This window comes from Pseudorhodoplanes sp., from assembly GCA_032027085.1.
GTDB lineage: Bacteria > Pseudomonadota > Alphaproteobacteria > Rhizobiales > Xanthobacteraceae > Pseudorhodoplanes.
Genome location: JAVSMS010000001.1, coordinates 598,093 through 615,033, shown reverse-complemented (window position 1 = coordinate 615,033; position 16,941 = coordinate 598,093). Strand labels below are relative to the sequence as shown.

The 16,941-nt window shown below is 61.1% G+C and carries 19 protein-coding genes; 2 read left to right on the top strand and 17 right to left on the bottom strand.

Annotation, left to right across the window (positions count from 1 at the left end):
- Positions 1-3: 3 nt before the first annotated feature.
- On the bottom strand, positions 4-285 hold the full coding sequence (locus RO009_03030) for a hypothetical protein (GenBank protein MDT3684002.1): 282 nt from the start codon (positions 283-285) through the stop codon (positions 4-6).
- 22 nt (positions 286-307) lie between these two features.
- The gene (locus RO009_03025) at positions 308-538 is read right to left on the bottom strand and encodes a hypothetical protein (GenBank protein MDT3684001.1); all 231 of its coding nucleotides are present in this window, start codon (positions 536-538) and stop codon (positions 308-310) included.
- Positions 539-606: 68 nt separating this feature from the next.
- Here RO009_03025 and RO009_03020 point away from each other — a divergent pair, with 68 nt between their 5' ends.
- A complete protein-coding gene (locus RO009_03020) occupies positions 607-1,443 on the top strand; it encodes an N-acetylmuramoyl-L-alanine amidase (GenBank protein MDT3684000.1) in 837 nt (278 codons plus the stop codon).
- 6 nt (positions 1,444-1,449) lie between these two features.
- On the opposite strand, the gene RO009_03015 is transcribed toward RO009_03020, so the two are convergent.
- From RO009_03015 to RO009_02950, 14 genes are all read right to left on the bottom strand, one after another.
- Entirely contained in the window at positions 1,450-2,619 is a 1,170-nt protein-coding gene (locus tag RO009_03015) for a glycosyl hydrolase family 28-related protein (GenBank protein MDT3683999.1), read from the bottom strand.
- Between the two features lie 11 nt (positions 2,620-2,630).
- On the bottom strand, positions 2,631-3,137 hold the full coding sequence (locus tag RO009_03010; protein MDT3683998.1) for a DUF3551 domain-containing protein: 507 nt from the start codon (positions 3,135-3,137) through the stop codon (positions 2,631-2,633).
- A gap of 26 nt (positions 3,138-3,163) precedes the next feature.
- Positions 3,164-4,171, bottom strand: coding sequence for an amidohydrolase family protein (locus RO009_03005; GenBank protein MDT3683997.1), 1,008 nt, complete (start codon positions 4,169-4,171; stop codon positions 3,164-3,166).
- A gap of 173 nt (positions 4,172-4,344) precedes the next feature.
- Positions 4,345-5,361, bottom strand: a complete 1,017-nt coding sequence (locus RO009_03000; GenBank protein ID MDT3683996.1) for a branched-chain amino acid ABC transporter permease — start codon at positions 5,359-5,361, stop codon at positions 4,345-4,347.
- On the bottom strand, positions 5,361-6,224 hold the full coding sequence (locus RO009_02995) for a branched-chain amino acid ABC transporter permease (GenBank protein ID MDT3683995.1): 864 nt from the start codon (positions 6,222-6,224) through the stop codon (positions 5,361-5,363). The genes RO009_03000 and RO009_02995 overlap by 1 nt, the downstream gene beginning before the upstream one ends.
- 3 nt (positions 6,225-6,227) lie before the next feature.
- Positions 6,228-6,932, bottom strand: a complete 705-nt coding sequence (locus tag RO009_02990) for an ABC transporter ATP-binding protein (protein ID MDT3683994.1) — start codon at positions 6,930-6,932, stop codon at positions 6,228-6,230.
- A complete protein-coding gene (locus tag RO009_02985; GenBank protein MDT3683993.1) occupies positions 6,925-7,650 on the bottom strand; it encodes an ABC transporter ATP-binding protein in 726 nt (241 codons plus the stop codon). The genes RO009_02990 and RO009_02985 overlap by 8 nt, the downstream gene beginning before the upstream one ends.
- A gap of 137 nt (positions 7,651-7,787) precedes the next feature.
- Positions 7,788-9,092, bottom strand: coding sequence for an ABC transporter substrate-binding protein (locus RO009_02980; GenBank protein MDT3683992.1), 1,305 nt, complete (start codon positions 9,090-9,092; stop codon positions 7,788-7,790).
- Positions 9,093-9,122: 30 nt separating this feature from the next.
- Positions 9,123-10,034 (bottom strand): 3-hydroxyacyl-CoA dehydrogenase family protein, encoded by a 912-nt coding sequence (locus tag RO009_02975; protein MDT3683991.1) that lies wholly within the window; start codon positions 10,032-10,034, stop codon positions 9,123-9,125.
- 1 nt (position 10,035) lies between these two features.
- On the bottom strand, positions 10,036-10,839 hold the full coding sequence (locus tag RO009_02970; protein ID MDT3683990.1) for an SDR family oxidoreductase: 804 nt from the start codon (positions 10,837-10,839) through the stop codon (positions 10,036-10,038).
- A 159-nt stretch (positions 10,840-10,998) separates the two neighbouring features.
- Entirely contained in the window at positions 10,999-11,340 is a 342-nt protein-coding gene (locus RO009_02965) for a cupin domain-containing protein (GenBank protein MDT3683989.1), read from the bottom strand.
- The gene (locus RO009_02960; GenBank protein MDT3683988.1) at positions 11,337-12,182 is read right to left on the bottom strand and encodes a cyclase family protein; all 846 of its coding nucleotides are present in this window, start codon (positions 12,180-12,182) and stop codon (positions 11,337-11,339) included. Before RO009_02960 ends, RO009_02965 begins: the two co-directional genes overlap by 4 nt.
- Positions 12,183-12,240: 58 nt before the next feature.
- On the bottom strand, positions 12,241-13,029 hold the full coding sequence (locus tag RO009_02955; GenBank protein ID MDT3683987.1) for an IclR family transcriptional regulator: 789 nt from the start codon (positions 13,027-13,029) through the stop codon (positions 12,241-12,243).
- An 18-nt stretch (positions 13,030-13,047) separates the two neighbouring features.
- Positions 13,048-14,013: an amidohydrolase family protein gene (locus RO009_02950; GenBank protein MDT3683986.1), complete on the bottom strand. Its 966-nt coding sequence runs from the start codon at positions 14,011-14,013 to the stop codon at positions 13,048-13,050.
- A 162-nt stretch (positions 14,014-14,175) separates the two neighbouring features.
- On the opposite strand from RO009_02950, the gene RO009_02945 reads away from it, so the two are divergent.
- On the top strand, positions 14,176-15,600 hold the full coding sequence (locus RO009_02945; protein ID MDT3683985.1) for a sodium:proton antiporter: 1,425 nt from the start codon (positions 14,176-14,178) through the stop codon (positions 15,598-15,600).
- Here RO009_02945 and RO009_02940 read toward each other — a convergent pair.
- Complete coding sequence (locus RO009_02940) at positions 15,597-16,865, bottom strand: citrate transporter (protein ID MDT3683984.1); 1,269 nt, start codon at positions 16,863-16,865, stop codon at positions 15,597-15,599. The genes RO009_02945 and RO009_02940 overlap by 4 nt on opposite strands.
- Between the last annotated feature and the right edge of the window lie 76 nt (positions 16,866-16,941).

Sequence of the window (16,941 nt, the reverse complement as noted above, 5' to 3'; positions counted from 1 at the left end):
GCTTCACAAGGCACGGCGCAGATATTTCCAAACAACGTCGTTCGCGCGGATCGTAATGCGATGCGCCAAGAGCGGAGTTTGCAATGCACTCACCTTCGCGCCCGACATCTGCCGACGGCGGCATTGCTGCATGGTCGCGAACATGCAATTCACCGTGGCCGTCTCGCGCTGCATCAGACAGAAGAGGTTGTTCGGAGCAAGCACGCCGGAGCGGTTGGCCGGCGCGAATCCGTGGCCAAAACCGGCCGCCGCAATCGAAATGCTCGGCAACATCGTCCGCAGCATGGAATCTCTCCCGCTGACTTTGTTATCCGCCGTACATCTTCCGCAGCAGCTTTTCGGAGGCGGAATACATGCCTCTCAGCAAATTCCGTCCATCGGCAAAGCGAATCCCGTGATTTCTGACGATTGACGCGCTGAGCAGGCTGATCGCATAAAGGGTCACCCCGGCCGAGGCGCCCGCGGTCGCTTCCGCCATCCGCTCCGCCATTTTCTTGGCCTGTTCGAATTCGGCCGGTGTCAGTTCGCTATTCGCCATGCAGGTACTCGCTTTTGGAGACCCCGGGCAATAGGGTGGGGCCTTCGTCGTGTCAAGCCGAGAGCGAAATGGTTCGTCTGAACATATTGCGGTGGCGACGCGCGCATATTGCGCCGCTGCTTGCGGCTTCCATAGCCGCGACGGCCTTTGCGAGCGGTGTTGTCCAAGCGGAAAAATCCAAACCGCGGCCGTCCTGCGATCAGACGCAGTTCCGGGTACTGCTCGATGTGGGGCACACCGCTGAAGAGCCCGGCGCCATTTCCGCACGCAGCATGACCGAATATGACTTCAACCTGCGCCTTGCCCGTGAGATTGAGCGGGCGCTGTTGGAGGCGGGATTTGCGAAGACGGCTTTGCAGGTTGCGTCGGGCGCGGCGCGCAGTGCCTTGATCAAGCGGGTCGTGGATGCGAATGCGGCCAACGCCGATCTTCTGCTGTCAATCCATCATGATTCCGTTCCGGACTGGCTGCTGCTTCATATGGACGAGGAGGGCGGCCCGAAACGCTTCAACGATCGCTTTAAGGGGCATTCGATTTTCATATCTTATGAGAATGCCGATCGCGCCGGCAGCCTGCAATTTGCCAGGATGCTGGGTCGTGCGTTGAAGGAAGAGGGTCTGCAATTCACGCCGCACTATACCGAGAAATTTATGCGCTCCCGGCGGCGCCAATTGCTCGACAAGCAGGCGGGCATTTATCGCTTCGATAAGCTGTATGTACTGCGTGGGGCGCGCATGCCGGCGGTTCTTTTTGAAGCGGGTATGATCATCAATCCCGACGAAGAAGCGATCCTAGCCAGCGAGGCGCGGCAGCGGCTTCTGGCTGCGGCGACTAAAGAGGCTGTCGAGAAATTCTGCCGGTCGCGCGGATCGCGCGAGGCGAGCTCAGGTCGCAAGCGCAAATAACTGGCCTCACTTGGCGGATTGGCGCAGAACGGTGCCGCTTTTTCCGGAGCAGAAAAAGTCGACATCATCATCCGGTCGCGGATGCCCGACGTAAGGAACGCCGCTTTCAAGAAAGCCTCGAACGCGGACCGAATTTGTTCCTGCTGAATGGGTAAAGTCGATCGCTCCGGCCGCATGTTTTCCCACATAGACGTTGATGTCGCAGGCGGCGACCCAGTCACCCGGTTGTCCGAGTACGATGCCCCTGCAGGGCGGAGCGCCCTCCAGCGGACCTTCAAGCCGCGCGGTCATGATGATCTCGCTGGTGCGGACCAGTACATTGATGCCGTTGCCGGCGGCAAAGAAGCGGCAGGCATCGAATGTCGTGCCATGGCCGGCCGCGTAGACGTTCGCGGAGAAGGCGCCTTCGAACTGGCAGCCGATGAAATCGTTGCCGCCGGAGGTGTCATAGAGTCCGTAACGATGCCGGTTCGGTCTGTTTGAGCGCGCCCAGGAATGGCAGGTCACGAAACGTGACGTCGCGCGCCCCTCAATGCGAAAAGCGTCCCATGCCGCACGCTCGGACTGCGACGGATCCACAACCAGTACGTTGCTGATCGTTGAATCATGCGGGCCAGCGAACCAGAAACCGTGTTTGCCGCAGGTGTCGATATAGACATCGCGGATAATGCCTTCCATGCCAAAGGGCGGGCCGGCGCTGCCCCACTCGGTGCGCCAGCCATGTTCGGCGACATTGCCGATAAAGAGTTTGTCAATGATTGGCTTGAAGCCGTAGATCCAGACGCCGTTGCCGGACTTATTCTTTGCGCGGTTACCGTCAAGTTCAATATTGACGATTGACCAGTTCTGCAGGCCGTCGGCTGACTCACTGCCCCAAAGCCGCTCCACCCCGGAGGGGCCATAGATGAGCGTCTTGTTAGCTCCGTCCTCTAATTTCAGAATGACCGCGCGCGGCGCCTCGCCTTGTAGCGTGACATGCGAGCGCAGTTGCAGACCGCCGATGCCGTTCGGCTCCGCGCCGATCAGATAAACGCCTTTCGGGAAATAAACGGAGCCGCCGCCATTATTCGCCGCCGCGTGAATGGCCGCTTGAATCGCGGCGCGATCGTCGCTGCGACCATCGCCCTTGGCGCCGAAGGGCGGCGCTGTCACGTTGACAAAGGGAGGCCTGGTCATGCTTGCGCCACTCAGGAACGCGGATTGCGTCCCGCGCGAGGATTGGCCCGACAGACGCCTCCCACACCGCTAACGGCTGCGTGGCAGCTTTGCAGTGTAGGAAAGCCGCAATTGGTCGAGCCATTCGAGTATGTCGCGCAATAGGGCCATTCGCGTCTGGTGGGGCGACGCGTGGAAGCGACGGCCGGGCCGGCATCGGGTGGAGGCCCGACGTCAACGGGCGCAAACGCAGGTCCGTTGCCCTGCATCAGACGCTGCAGGAAGCCTGGCGGAGCTGCCCCGCCCGGGGCACGCGGGTTTGGGTTGCAGGCGCCGCCGACACCGCTCACTGTGGCGAGGCAGCTTTGCAGGGTCGGATAGCTGCAATCCATGCCGCCGTCGCCGCTCAATATCGCGCAATAGGGCGAGCGGCCGGTCCTCTGCGCCTCGGCGGTCCCGGAGGTGGCAAGCAAAGCCGCGGCACACAATACGAACAGGATCGCCTGCGCCTTTGAAAAATTGAATAACTTGCGAGTCATCAGACTTCTCCTCGCATCACCAGACGCTAGTTGAACGCCATGTTCAAGAGCCTTGCGGCATTGCCCGACTTGATCTTACGGAGATTTGCTTCATCGAGGCCGAGTCTGTCGACAACTCCGATCGTCGGCTTGATCGGGCCAAGCGGCGCATCGGTTGCGAACACGAGGCGGTCGGCGCCGAAGAATTCGTAACCGCAACGCACGCCGTATTGGCCTCCAAACATGGCAGTGTCGGCGTAGAAGCCGCGGAAATATTCCAGATGCGGCCGCTTCAGCGAAGGAAGGATTTGCGAATAGTCCTCGTCGCTGGTGCGGCTGCCGAGCACTTCCAGGCCCGCCCCGACGCGCTCATCAAAATAGGGGATCATGCCGCCACAATGATGGGTGATGATCTTTATGCTCGGGTGGCGATCGAACAACCCGGAAAAGACCAGTCGCGCCATGGCCACCGAGGTGTCATAGGGCCAGCCGAAGCACCACCACATTTCGAAGCGAGATTTCGGCTCGGCGGGATAGTCGGTCATCGCCGCAGTACGCACGGGGTGTAGCCAGACTGGCAGGTCGTAATGCGCCATGAGGTCGAAGACCGGGCGGAAGGAGGGGGCGTCCAGTGGACGTCCCGCGACATTGGTGAAAATCTGGATCCCGCGCGCGCCCAGGGTATCGATGGCGCGTCTGGCTTCGGCGAGCGATCCTTCGATGTCGGTCAGGCACAAGGCGGCGGCGAAGGCTGGAAACCGTTCCGGATGCTTGCGGCACAGGTCGGCCATCGCGTCATTGGCAATGCGCGCGAGGTCGAGGCCGATCGCGGATTGGGCTATGTCTTCAATGGGAGGATTGGGCAGTGAAATGATCTGCCGGTAGTCGCCCAGCGTGTCCATCTCGCGGAATCGTTCATCGAGATCGAACAACTTTCGGACCGAGCGCAGGCGTTTGCCCAGATTCTCGAGTTGCGGAGAAACTTTGGTCATCTCCTGAAAGAATCGATCCGGATAGATGTGGCAGAAAATGTCAATCAGGAGATCCCGATTCATTCTTTCCTCCCGCGGTCAGCCGCCCAGAATCACCGGGCCGCATTTCAACTGCCATAGCGGTCTCGATATTCCGGCGAATGCCGGCGCAAAGGAAGTCCTTCCAGAAGCGCGAGGTTTTCCGTGAAGGGGGATGACCATATTGGCCCGCTTCAGGTGCGGCCGCGGATCGCCAATCAATCCTTTCGCTGCTCGACCCGCCGCGCCAGCGGAAACAGCTCCCAGCCGAAACGGTCCGCGACATAACCCCAGAGGCCCTTCGGTGTCTTCAGCATCACCGCGATGGCGACGACCCCGAGCATCAGAAGATAGATCGCGCCGAGATCGGCCATGGTCTCTCGCAGCAGGAAAAAGGCGATGGTACCGATGATCGGGCCTTCCAGCCGGCCGACGCCACCGATCACCACGATGAAGATGACGAAGGCGGTCCATTCATTGACGCTGAAAGCGGTATCCGGCGAAATCCGCAGCTTCTGCAGAAAGATGAGCGCGCCGACCATCGCCGTGCCGGCGGCGGTGATCACATAGACCACAAGCTTGGTGCGGGTGACATTGACGCCGTTCGACAAGGCGGCGGTCTCATTGTCACGGATCGCGGTGAGCGCGAGCCCGTAGCGTGAGCGCAGCAGCATCACGATCAGGCCAAGAATAACGACGAGCAGCGCCAGTGCGATCCAGTAGATCAGAAATTCGCGCATCTGCCGCGTCTCGGCGATGGCGGTGACGGTTGCGACCGGCAGGGAGATGCCGGAGCCGCCACCGAGCGGGCCGATCTGCGCTGCGAGCAGCCGGAAGACTTCCGCCACCACCCAGGTGCCAATGGCGAAATAATGCCCGCGCAGGCGGAAGATCAGGAGAGCAACGGGGTAGGCAACGATGGCGGAAATGACGCCTGCAACGGGAATGGTCCAGACGGGATTGAGGCCGGCGAAGATCGCAAGCCCGAAAAGAATGTAGGCGCCGAGCCCGACGTAAGCCTGCTGGCCGACCGACACGAGGCCGGCATAGCCCGCGAGCAGATTCCAGAGGCTTGCCAGCGTCACGTAGGTGAAGATCTCCGCCAGCAGACGCAGGTCAGAGCGCTCGGCCCAATAGGGCGCCGTCGCCAGCGCAATCAAGAGCAGGGCGAAGCCCGCGATGCCGATCTGGCTGGAGCGGGTGAAGTGGACGACGCGAATGGCGGCGCTGCTCATCACTGCACCTTCGGGAACAGGCCTTGCGGGCGGATTGCAAGGATGAAAAGAAAGACAAAATGACCGGCGAGCAATTGCCAGCCGGGATCGATCTTGGCGCCAATCGCCTGCGACACGCCGAGGATGATGCCGCCGGCGAGCGTACCCCACATCGACCCGAGCCCGCCGATAATGACTGCTTCAAAGCCGAAGATCAGCCGGGCAGGGCCGATCGAGGGATCAAAATTGGCGCGCACGGCGAGGAGCACGCCGGCGATGGCGACAATGGCTAGCGACAAGGCCATCGCAAGACCGAAAATGTGGCGGTTGTCGAGACCCATAAGCTGCGACACCGGCTGGTCGTCGGACGTGGCGCGGAATGCACGCCCCATCGCCGTGCGGTAGAACACCATCTGCATCAGTGCAATCACGGCGACGGCAATGATGAATTGCGCCAGCGGCAGAATACCGAGCGAGACGCCGGGCAAAACCTCCATGCTTGCGGTTTCAATCGGACCGGCATTGAGCTTGCGGCTGTCGGCGGTGAAGACTTCCAGCAACGCATTCTGGATGATGACCGAGAGGCCAAACGTCACCAGCAGCGGCGGCAGCAGATCATCGCCCAGCGTGCGGTTGAGGATCGTGCGCTGCAGGACATATCCAATCACGGCCATGATCGGCACGACGAAGAGTAGCGACATCAGCGGATCGATACCCAGCGTCTCGACCACGACGAGCGCGATATAGGCCGCAAGCACGATCAGGTCGCCATGCGCGATGTTGACAAGGCGCATGACGCCGAAGATGAGTGAAAGGCCCGCGGCGAACATGGCATAGAGCCCGCCGGTCAGAATACCTTGCACGATCGTGTTCACCCATTCCACGTTTCACACCCCGAAATACGCGGCCGATACCGCCTCGCGCGTAACTTCGCCGGCTTTGCCGTGCAGCACGACACGGCCTTCCTGCAGGCAATAAATGCGGTCGGCGGCCTTCAGCGCCTGCGCCACGTCCTGCTCTACGACGATGAGCGTGATGCCCGCGGCTGCGATCTGCGGCAGCCGTGCATAGATGTCGCGCACCACGATGGGCGCGAGGCCGAGGCTGATCTCGTCGCACATCAAGAGGCGTGGATTGGACATCAGCGCGCGTCCGATGGCGCACATCTGTTGCTGTCCGCCGGACAGAGATGTTGCGGGCACACGGCGGCGTTCGAACAGAACCGGGAAGAGTTCATAGATGCGCGCCAGTGACCACTGTCCCTCGCGGCCGAGCTGGCCGCCGATCATCAGGTTTTCCTCGACCGACAGGGATGGAAAGAGCCGGCGGCCTTCAGGCACCAATGCAATGCCGCGCTTGGCAACCTCGTAGGCGGGTCTGTCGCCGATCTCTTCGCCGGCGAACACAATCGCATCGCGGCGGCCGGGCATCAGCCCGGCGATGCTTTTCAGGAGTGTGCTCTTTCCCGCACCATTGGCGCCAACAAACGACACCACCTCGCCTGCGGGCACCGCTAATGAAATGTCGAACAGCGCCTGGAAATCGCCGTAGAACGCATTGAGCGACCGGATGGCGAGCAGCGGCTCAGGCATCGGCGGGGATCCCCATATAGATTTCGTTGACCTGCGGCGAGCGGATCACGGTCTGCGGGTCACCCTGGGCAATGAAAGCGCCGCCATGCAGCACCACGAGACGGTCGATGACAGCGAGCAGGGCGTGCACGATATGCTCGATCCAGACGATGGTGATGCCGATCTTGCGGATGTCCTTGATCAGCGTCACCAGCGCTTCGCATTCATGCTCGGTGAGGCCGCCGGCCACTTCATCGAGCAGCAGCAATTGCGGGCCGGTCGCCAGTGCGCGGGCAAGCTCTAGCCGCTTGCGATCGAGCAGCGTGAGCGCGCCCGCCGGCCGGTTTGCCTTCGCGGCGAGACCGCAATGCTCGAGGACAAGATGGCTGTCAGCGTAAACATCGCGCTCGCTTCGGCCCTGGCCGAAGGCGGCGGCGACGACGAGATTTTCGAACACGGTCATGCCGCCGAAGGGCTGCGGAACCTGGAACGAGCGTGCGATGCCCATGCGACAACGTTTGTCCGGCGCGAGGCGCGTAATGTCGCGGCCGTCGAATGCCACCTGACCTGAGTCCGGCGGCACGGTGCCGCTGATGATACCGAACAAGGTGGTCTTGCCGGCGCCGTTCGGCCCGATGATGCCGAGCGCCTCGCCCTTCTCGACCGAAAGGTCGATGCCATCGGCGATAATGACGGCGCCGAAGCGTTTGGAAGTTTGCGTCAAGGTGAGGAGGGGCACGATGCAAATCCTGCCTTGGCAACGTTATCCTGAGGTGCCCGGCCGCAGGCCGGGCCTCGAAGGATGTCGGCCACGTCGTCGCCCTTCGTAGCTCGCGACCTTCGGCCGCTCGCACCTCAGGGTGACGACGTGGAGGGCTACGACAACAATTCCAACTTGCCGCCGACCGGAATTTCCGGTGCCCGCTTGTTCGCCGTAATCACCAGATCGAACTTGTCGTCTACGCGCTTCCATTGCCCGGCGACCAGCGGCGTCTTGGTCACATTCTTCACCGGCTGGCCGGTCCATTTCACCGGACCGACGATTGAACGGTAGTCGGTCGCAATGATGGAATTCAGGATCGCCTTCGGCTCGAGCGATTTGGCCCGCTTGAGCGTATCGATGGCGACTTCGAACAGCGCGTGCTGGTATCCGATCGGTTGCGTCCACGGACGATTCGCAGCTTTCATGTAAGCCTCGGCCAGCTCTCTCGCCGACTGCCCTGTGAGACCCGATTTGAAGGGATGGTTCGGTGTCCACCAGATTTCGGTGGTGAGGCCATGGCCGCGCGCGCCGAGCGCGTTCACGGCCGAGGGGAACAGCAGCGCCTTGCCGATGGTGACGATCTTCGGCTTGAAGCCCTGTTGCGCCGCCTGCGACCAGAAGGTCGCAAAATCCGGCGGGATCATGTTGCCGGTGACAATTTCGCAGCCCGCCGCCTTGAACGCGGAGATTTGCGAGGTGAAGTCGTTGTTCATCACCTGATAGCGGCCCGGATCGATGAGCTTGTAGCCCGCTTGCGCAAGCGCCGGCGGCAGACCCAGCTTGGAATCGCCCCAGGCATTGCCGTCGGCGTCATTGGGGAACACGCCACCCACAACCTTGTTGGTCGGCGCGCCGTCCCACAAGGCAAGAAATGCGGCGATGACGTCTTCCAGACCCCAGAAGAAGTGATAGGTCCAGTTGAAGCCCTTTTTGGGGTCGCCCTTGCGGCCGAAGAAATAGGGCTGCCACGGACAGTTGGTGGTGATGCAGGGGACTTCATTGACCTCCGCCTGATCGGCGACCGGATTGGTCGTGTCCGGCGTGCCGGCGCCGACCAGCAGATCGACTTTGTCGCGCAGGATCAGCTCGGCCGCGACTTCGGCGGCGCGGCTGGCATTCGACTGGCTGTCCTTGGAGATGATCTCGGCCGGATAAGTCTTGCCGCCGCTCTGGATGCCTTTCGAGAGAATGCCCTTCACCTGATCGATGATGAAAGGATCGGCCTCGCCGAAGCCGGCCAGCGGGCCGGTGCGCGGGCTCACATTGCCGATCTTGATGACCTTGCTTTGCGCGTTGGCGGGAATGATCCGCAAAACGGCGGGTGCGGCGACCAGAGTGGCTGCGCCTGCCTGAATGACGTTTCGGCGCGAGACGCCATTGCCGAGCTTGTTCTTGGAAGTGCCGTTGTCCTTCGTCACGATGTTCCTCCCGTATGACCTGAATAATGATCAGGCGTCTTCTGCGCGCGCCTTTTTGAGATGTCGGGTAATCTTTGCCCTGAGCTCTGCTTGCTGCTCAGGTACCCATTTCCGGAAACCCTCGCCGGATTTCATGCCGAGCTTGCCTTCTGCGACCAGTTTTTCGAGATAAGGCGAAGCGCCGCGCCGACTGTCGATCTCAGGAAGCACGGTCTTGTGGATGGCGAGCGTCAGATCGGTGCCGACGAGGTCGGCGTTCTCCAGCGGGCCGAGCACCGCCAGCCGGCCTCCGAAGCTCGCCTTGATCACGGTATCGACGGTTTCGGCATCGCAGATTCCGTTTTCAACCAGCGAGACCGCCTCGCGCCACAATGCGTGCTGCAGGCGGTTGCCGACAAAGCCGGCGACGTCTTTCTTCACGTGCACAGGCGTCTTGCCAATGGCCTTGTGCAGATTCATGGTCCAGCCGATCGTCGCTTGTGACGACCATTGGGTGCCGATCACTTCGACCAGCGGCACGAGATAGGGAGGATTCCACCAATGCGTGCCGAGCGCACGCTCTCGGTGTTGCAGCCCCTCCATGATTTTCGTGATCGGAATGACCGACGTGTTGCTGGCGAGAATCGTGTCCGGCCGGACGTGGCTTTCGATTTCAGAGAAGAGTTTCTGCTTCAGCGGCAGATCCTCCAGCACGGCCTCGACCACATAATCAGCATTGCGTACGGCGGCAGCGAGATCGCTTTGCGGCGTCACGCGTTCGACGGCTTTCGGATCGTCGCCGAGATCGCGCAAATTCGTGCTGATGCGGTCCTTCAATGTCTGCAGATTGCCGTCGAAGGAATCGTAGACGGTGACATCATGACCGTGCAGCGCAAAGACCTGCGCGATGCCGTGGCCCATGAGCCCGGCGCCGATGACGGCGATGCGGGGCGTGCCAGCCATGTCAGCCTGCGGTGTAGCCGCCGTCGGCATACAGGATGTGGCCCGTATAGAAATCGGACGCCGAGGAGGCGAGGAAGAGAAGGGGTCCCGCGAGATCGGAGGGTTCCCCGAGCCGGCCCTTCGGCACACGGGCGAGGAAGCCCTTGCGCACATCCTTGGCCTTGTCGGTGTCCTCATACATCCAGGCGGTGAGCGCCGATCGGAATACGGTTGGCGCGATGGCGTTGACGGTGATGCCGGTGTCCCCCCATTCGCAGCCGAGAGCCTTGGTGATGCCATCGACGGCCGATTTCGAGGCGCAATAGGCGGTGTAGCCGGCGGGGTGCCCAAGCAGCCCGCGTGCCGAAGACATCAGCACGATCTTGCCGCCGCCGCCTTGCTTCAGCATCTGCCGGCCGGCGGCGCGTGCCATCAGCCAGGATTGGGTGACATTGGCGTCCATGACGTCGAGAAAGCGTTCGGGCGACATGTCGACGATTTTCGACACGTCATTCTTGCCGGAACCGACGACGAGGATATCGACACGGCCGAATTTATCGACGGCCGCCTGTACGATCTTGTCGCAGTTCGCTTCCGAGCTAGGGCGGATCGCCACGCTCTCGACCTTGGCGCCGAGCTTTTCGCATTCGGCCGCTGTCTTCTTGAGCTCATCCGCTTTTCCGGCGGCCAGCACGACGTACGCGCCGGCACCCGCAAGGACCCGCGCCGCGAGGGCGCCGAAAGCGCCGGACGCGCCAGTGACGATTGCAGTTTTGCCCTTGATGTCGAACAGCGACAGCGGATTTTTGAGCCAGGCTTCGGTCATTGATTTCTCCCTTGCTTTACCTCTCCCCGCTTGCGGGGAGAGTTCGCCCGCCGAAGCTTTGCGAAGGCGGGCGGGTGAGGGGCCTCCAGAAACTCAGAGCGTCTGCAGATGCCCCCTTCACCCCGACCCTCTCCCCGCAAGCGGGGAGAGGGAGCAGGCTTACACCTGCGGATTGTTCATCGCCGTGATGATCGTCACCACTTCGTTGGTGCGGTTGATGATCTCGCGCTTCTCGTTCGGCCCGATGAAGCAGGAGTCACCCGGCCCGAGCACCGTTTCCTTGCCGTCCACGATCAGCGTGAGCTTGCCGGCTACGACCACATAGACCTTCTCGGTCGGCGAGGCGTCCGGGCCGGCGCCACCGCCAGGCAGGAAATGCGAGAGGCCCACAATGAACTTGGACGGCCCGCCTGCGTCCATGCCGAAGAGGCGCAGCGAGGCGCAGGCGCGGTGATTGGGCGCTTCGTAGGATTTTGCGTCGTTGAGCTTGCGGACGATCATTTCAGGTCCTCCCCGCGTTCGATACGGTAGCCGCCGTTTTTGTCGATCATCGCGACGAGGCGGATGATGCAACCGTCGCCGCGATCCCAATTCCACGGGAAGAAGGCGAAGGTGCAGCGCTTGCCGGTGACCTTGTCGAGGTCGCCGCCGACATTCTCGATGCCAAGGATGCCGTTCGAGAACAACTTGCGGTGCACCGGCTCCCATTCGGGGAAATCGTCCTTCCAGTCGCGGCCGCCCGACCACTCCTTGTATTCTTCGGCGAGATGCGGATGCAGCGGACCGTTGCGCTGCGGGCCGATGGCGGTGGCGAGCGGATGGTCGTTGGCCTGGGTGTCATGGCCCACGACTTTCACCTTCTTCTCCACGAACCAGTCGCCGGCTGATGGCACGAAGCCCGGCGCGCGGCAGAAATAGTCCTCGCTATCTTCGTACTGATGATGCCAACCGGTATTGACGATCACCACGTCATGCGGGCGCACATGCTTGCCGGCGGCCTTTTCCAGATCGTCATAGGTGATCGGCTCCCACTTTTTCTTCGTGATCGAGACCACGATTCCGGTGCCGAAGAAATGGGGCAGCGGCACCTCGTCGATGAACGGCGTACCCTGCACCACGTGTGCCGGCGCATCGATATGCGTGGTGTTGTGCATGGAGGTCGTGATGCGTTGCGACAGCACGCCCGACTTCGCCATGTAGTGGATGCGTTCGATCTTGACGTCCTCGAAATAGGGCCAATTCGGTGATTGGTAACCGAAGCGATGCGACAGATTGTAGAATTCCAGCCCCATGCTGTTCTCAAGATTGTCCTCGAACGCAATGCCGCGGATTTTGATTGTCATCTTCTAAGTCTCCCGTTTTTTGGCGCGCAATGTGCGCTTGTTCGTCAAATCCCGGCCGTCACTTCATCGCGGCATTGATATGCTCCTCGAGCGACGCCTTGGTGCGTAAAAGCCGCTCGGCGATATCTTTTTGTTGCTCCTTGAACCGCTGGCTCGGTACCGGCACAGAGATGGCGACCGGGTTGCCGTGGAAGTCATGCAGTGCGATGCCGGCCGCACTGATGCCGAGCGTATGTTCCTCGCGGTCGAAAGCGACGCCATGGCGGCGCACGGAGTTCAGTTCATCAAGCAGCGCATCGAGCCGGGTGATGGTTTTGGGCGTGCGCGCCTCATAGGAGGCGCCGATCAGCTTCTCGATTTCCTCATCGGCAAGTTGCGCCAGATAGGCCTTGCCATTGGCCGTGCAATAGAGAGGAAAGGATTCGCCGACTGCGGAAACCGTACGCAGGCGCTGCGATCCTATGACCTGATCGATGAAGACCATGTGATCATTTTTCACCGCCGCGAGATCGACCGTCTCATGCAGGTCATGCGACAGCTTGGTGATGAATGGCTTGGCGATGGTGACAAAATCAGTACGAACGGAAGCGGCGAGCCGCAGGATCGTCGGTCCAAGACGCACCCGTCCGTTCGGCGAGGCTGCAATCACCAGTTTCTCGGTCTCCAGCGCCGAAACGATGCGCTGCACGGTGGAGCGCGCGAGGTTTACCCGCTGCGCAATCTGACCCAGGCTCAATCCCGGCGTGGCGTCTTCCAGCGCGCGCAGAATGGACGCAGCGCGGGCGATCACCTGCACACTGCTCTTGTCGTGGGTGCCTGTGGGCTGTGCTGTCACGTGTTTGTTCATCGTTGTGATCCCGAGGGTTCAGTTCGGAAGTCGCAAGATCTTTCGGGCGTTCGAAAACGCGATCTGCTCGCGCAATTTCTCATCGAGAGGCACGGTATCCATGAAATGCGCGGCTTCCTCGGCGGATTCGAAGGGGTAATCGGCCGAGAACATGACCCGGTCGGCGCCCAGTGCGGCGATCGCACAATTGAGCGGCTCCGCCGAGTACATGCCGGACAGCGTCACCACCATGTTCTCCCGGATGTAGTCGGAAGGCTGACGTTTGAGCTTGATCCCGTAGAGCTTGGCGCGGCTGTCCAAGCGCCAAAGCAGATAGGGCAGGGTTTCGCCGAGATGGCCGAGCGCAAGGGTCGCCTTCGGGAAACGGTCGAACAGACCGCCGAACACCATGCGCAAGGCGTGCGAGCCGGTTTCGAGGGTCCATTCCCAGGTCGCGCGCTTCAGGCCCTTGTAGCCGTCAAGCACGGCAAAAGGCGACACGGGGTCGGCGGGATGCAGATAGACGATTGTCTCGAGCGCCTCGGCGCGTTCCCAAAACGGAGAGAGCGAGGGATCGTCGAGATATTGCCCGTTGGTGTGGCCATTGATCATGCAGCCGGCGAAGCCGAGCTCTTTCACGCAGCGCTCCAGCTCGTTTGCCGCGGCGACCGGATCCTGCAAAGCAATGTGCGCGAGGCCGGAATAGCGTGGGGGATTTTTCGCAATTTCGCCGGCGAGAAAATCGTTTGCCTCGATGGCTTTGCGCGTGGCCTTGCCAACATCGCGCTCGGCCTGCACGCCGGGACCGGCCAGCGACAGCACCGAACGTTCGATACCCGCCTTGTCCATGGCCGCAATGCGCAATTCCCCGAAATCCTTCAGGCGCGACAGCACCTGGCCGTAGAGCTTCGGGTCAACGTCCTCGACCGTCCTCAGCCAATACTCCTCAAAGCCGGGAGCCAAGAAATGCTCTTCGAGCGCAATCTTTTTGACAGACTTCGTCAACGCGACCTCCCGACAGGCGTGCGGCTTCTTGGTCCGCTATGCAGTACACATGTATCACCATTTGGTAGCGTGAAATCACGACGCTGGCAAGCGCTCGCCGGCGGGCAAAGGGGCCAAATGACCGCGTTGCTTTCGGCTCCCTCCTGATGCAAGGCACCCCGGATGTTGATCCGTTCGTCGCTTGCTTTCTCCATCCTCATATTTTGTGCTGCGCAGCCGGCTCATGCCGCAGCGCTGGACGGCTCGGTCTTGTCGTGGCCTTGGGCTTTGCCCTTTGCCGGCCTTTTGCTGACGATCGCGACTGGACCTCTACTGTTTCCGAAAATCTGGCATGCGCATTACGGCAAGATTGCTGCGGGATGGGCTCTGCTGACACTGGCGCCGCTGGCAGCGGGATTTGGCGTGGCCACGGCGTTTGAAGTGTTCGTTCACGCCATGCTGGCTGAATATCTGAGCTTCATCGTTCTCTTGTTCGCGCTGTACACGGTCGCCGGCGGCATTCTGGTCAGCGGACAGATCCGCGCGACGCCCGTCAACAACACGATCATGCTGGCGCTCGGCACGGCAAGCGCCAGTATCGTCGGGACGACGGGCGCGGCGATGATCCTGATCCGCCCGCTGCTGCGCGCGATCGAGCAGCGGCAAAACCGCGTCCATGTCGTCGTGTTCTTCATCATCCTTGTCGGCAATGTCGGCGGCGCGCTGACGCCGCTCGGCGATCCGCCACTCTTTGTCGGTTTTCTGCGGGGCGTCGATTTCTTCTGGACCGCGCAGAATCTGTGGTTGCAGACCACCATCGTCGCCACTGTGGTGCTGACGCTGTTCTTTGTTCTGGATGAATTCCTCTGGCGCAAGGAGAAGGACGCCGCCGATCAATTCCAGGCGCCATCGCAGATCCGCCTGCGGGGCAAGATCAATTTCCTGCTGATTGCAGGCATCGTCGGCAGTATCCTGCTGCCCGCCTTCTGGCGGCCGGGCATCACATTCAATGTATTCGGAACTGAGGTTGCGTTACAAAATCTCTTGCGCGATCTCGAACTGATCGCGATTGCTTTACTGTCGCTATGGTTGACGCCGAATGAGCATCGGGAATCGAACGGCTTCACCTGGGAACCGATCCGGGAAGTGGCGATTCTTTTCGCGGGGATATTCACCGCAATCGTGCCGGTGCTGGCGATGCTGCAGGCTGGGCGCGACGGTCAATTTGCCTTCCTGCTGAGCGCGGTCACCGCAAATGACGGGCTTCCGCACGAGGCGGCCTATTTCTGGCTGACGGGCATTCTGTCGGCGTTCCTCGACAATGCGCCGACATATCTTGTGTTTTTTGAGCTTGCCGGCGGCGATCCAGCCGAATTGATGGGTCCGCTAGGGGGAACCCTTGCCGCAATTTCGATGGGCGCAGTCTATATGGGCGCGCTCACCTATATCGGGAACGCGCCCAATTTCATGATCTACACGATTGCCGAGGAACGCGGCATCAAGATGCCCAGCTTTTTCGCGTATTTCTTCTGGGCATCGCTCATTCTGGTGCCGCTATTCCTGCTGCTGACTTTCCTGCCGATCTCGCCGGTCCTGAAGTTTCTTTAGCCATGCACTACGGCGATCGAAGTGGGCGCGAGATCCACGCGCTTCTTGTGTCCCTCATCCGGGTGCCAGCCGAGAACGGCGAGCATGACGAAAAAACCGACCACATAGGCCACGGCGATGTACCAGCCGTGGCGCAACCAGAGGCCGACAGATTTCGCTTCCGGGTACATGTTGGACAGCGCAACACCGGCGGATGATCCGAACCACATCATCGAGCCGCCGAAGCCGACTGCGAAAGCGAGAAAGCCCCAGTCATAGCCGCCCTGTTTAAGCGCCAGTGCCGTGAGCGGAATGTTGTCGAACACGGCGGAGACGAAGCCAAGCCCGAGCGCGGTTTGCCATGACGCGAGCGGCAGTTTTTCGACCGGCATCATGGATGCGCACGTGACGAGCGCGAGCAGGAAGATTGTACCCTTGAAGGTTTCCGGCATTACCTCCCAATCCGGACGGCGCCACGGCGCCGTGATCAGGATCACCGCCCAGACCGCAAGGCCGATGACAGGGATCAGATCGAGCAGCGCGGGATATTTCAGATTGGCCGTGACATTGGCGAGAATGGCGGCAACCAGAATGAGAGCGACGATGGCCACGCGCGGCCATTCGATCTGAAGCTCTCTCGGTGCCTCCTTCACAATAGGCGAATGACGATGCTGCTGGAACGCGGCTGGAATCCCGAGAATGACAAGCGCCACCACGGCGGCGATATAGGCGTCAAACACGATCAGCGGGCTGACGCCGTCGATCCACATCATCGTCGTCGTCGTGTCGCCGACCACGCTGCCGGAGCCGCCGGCATTGGAGGCGGCGACAATCGCCGCCAGATAGCCAATATGGACTTTGCCGCGAAACACATGGCGCGCCATGGTGCCACCGATCAGCGCGGCGGCAATATTATCGAGAAAGCTCGACAAGACGAAGACGATGGCCAAGAGTGCAAAAGCACCCTTCCAGTCATCGGGCAGGAAGCGTGGCATCTCTTCGGGAATTTGGCTTTTCTCGAAATGCCGGGAGAGCAGCGCAAAACCCATTAGCAGCAAAAACAGGTTCGCCAGGATCACCCATTCATGGTGCAGGTGCTGCACAAAGCCCGAAATGCCGGTGCCGAATTTGAAGCCCGTGAAAATGATCTTGTAAAGCGAGATCGCCGCGAGCCCGGTCAGCGCGACCTGGAGGGTGTAGTGGTGTAAGAGGGCGACGCCAAGCAGGGTCAGCGCGAACAGGATGAAATCAACTGGAATGCCCAGCAGGTAGAACGGCTCGACCATAATCCCCCCAACAGCCTGGGTCCGGTGCGGACCCGCTTTTCATTCTCTATTAGCGCGGAGAAACGCCGTGGGCCAT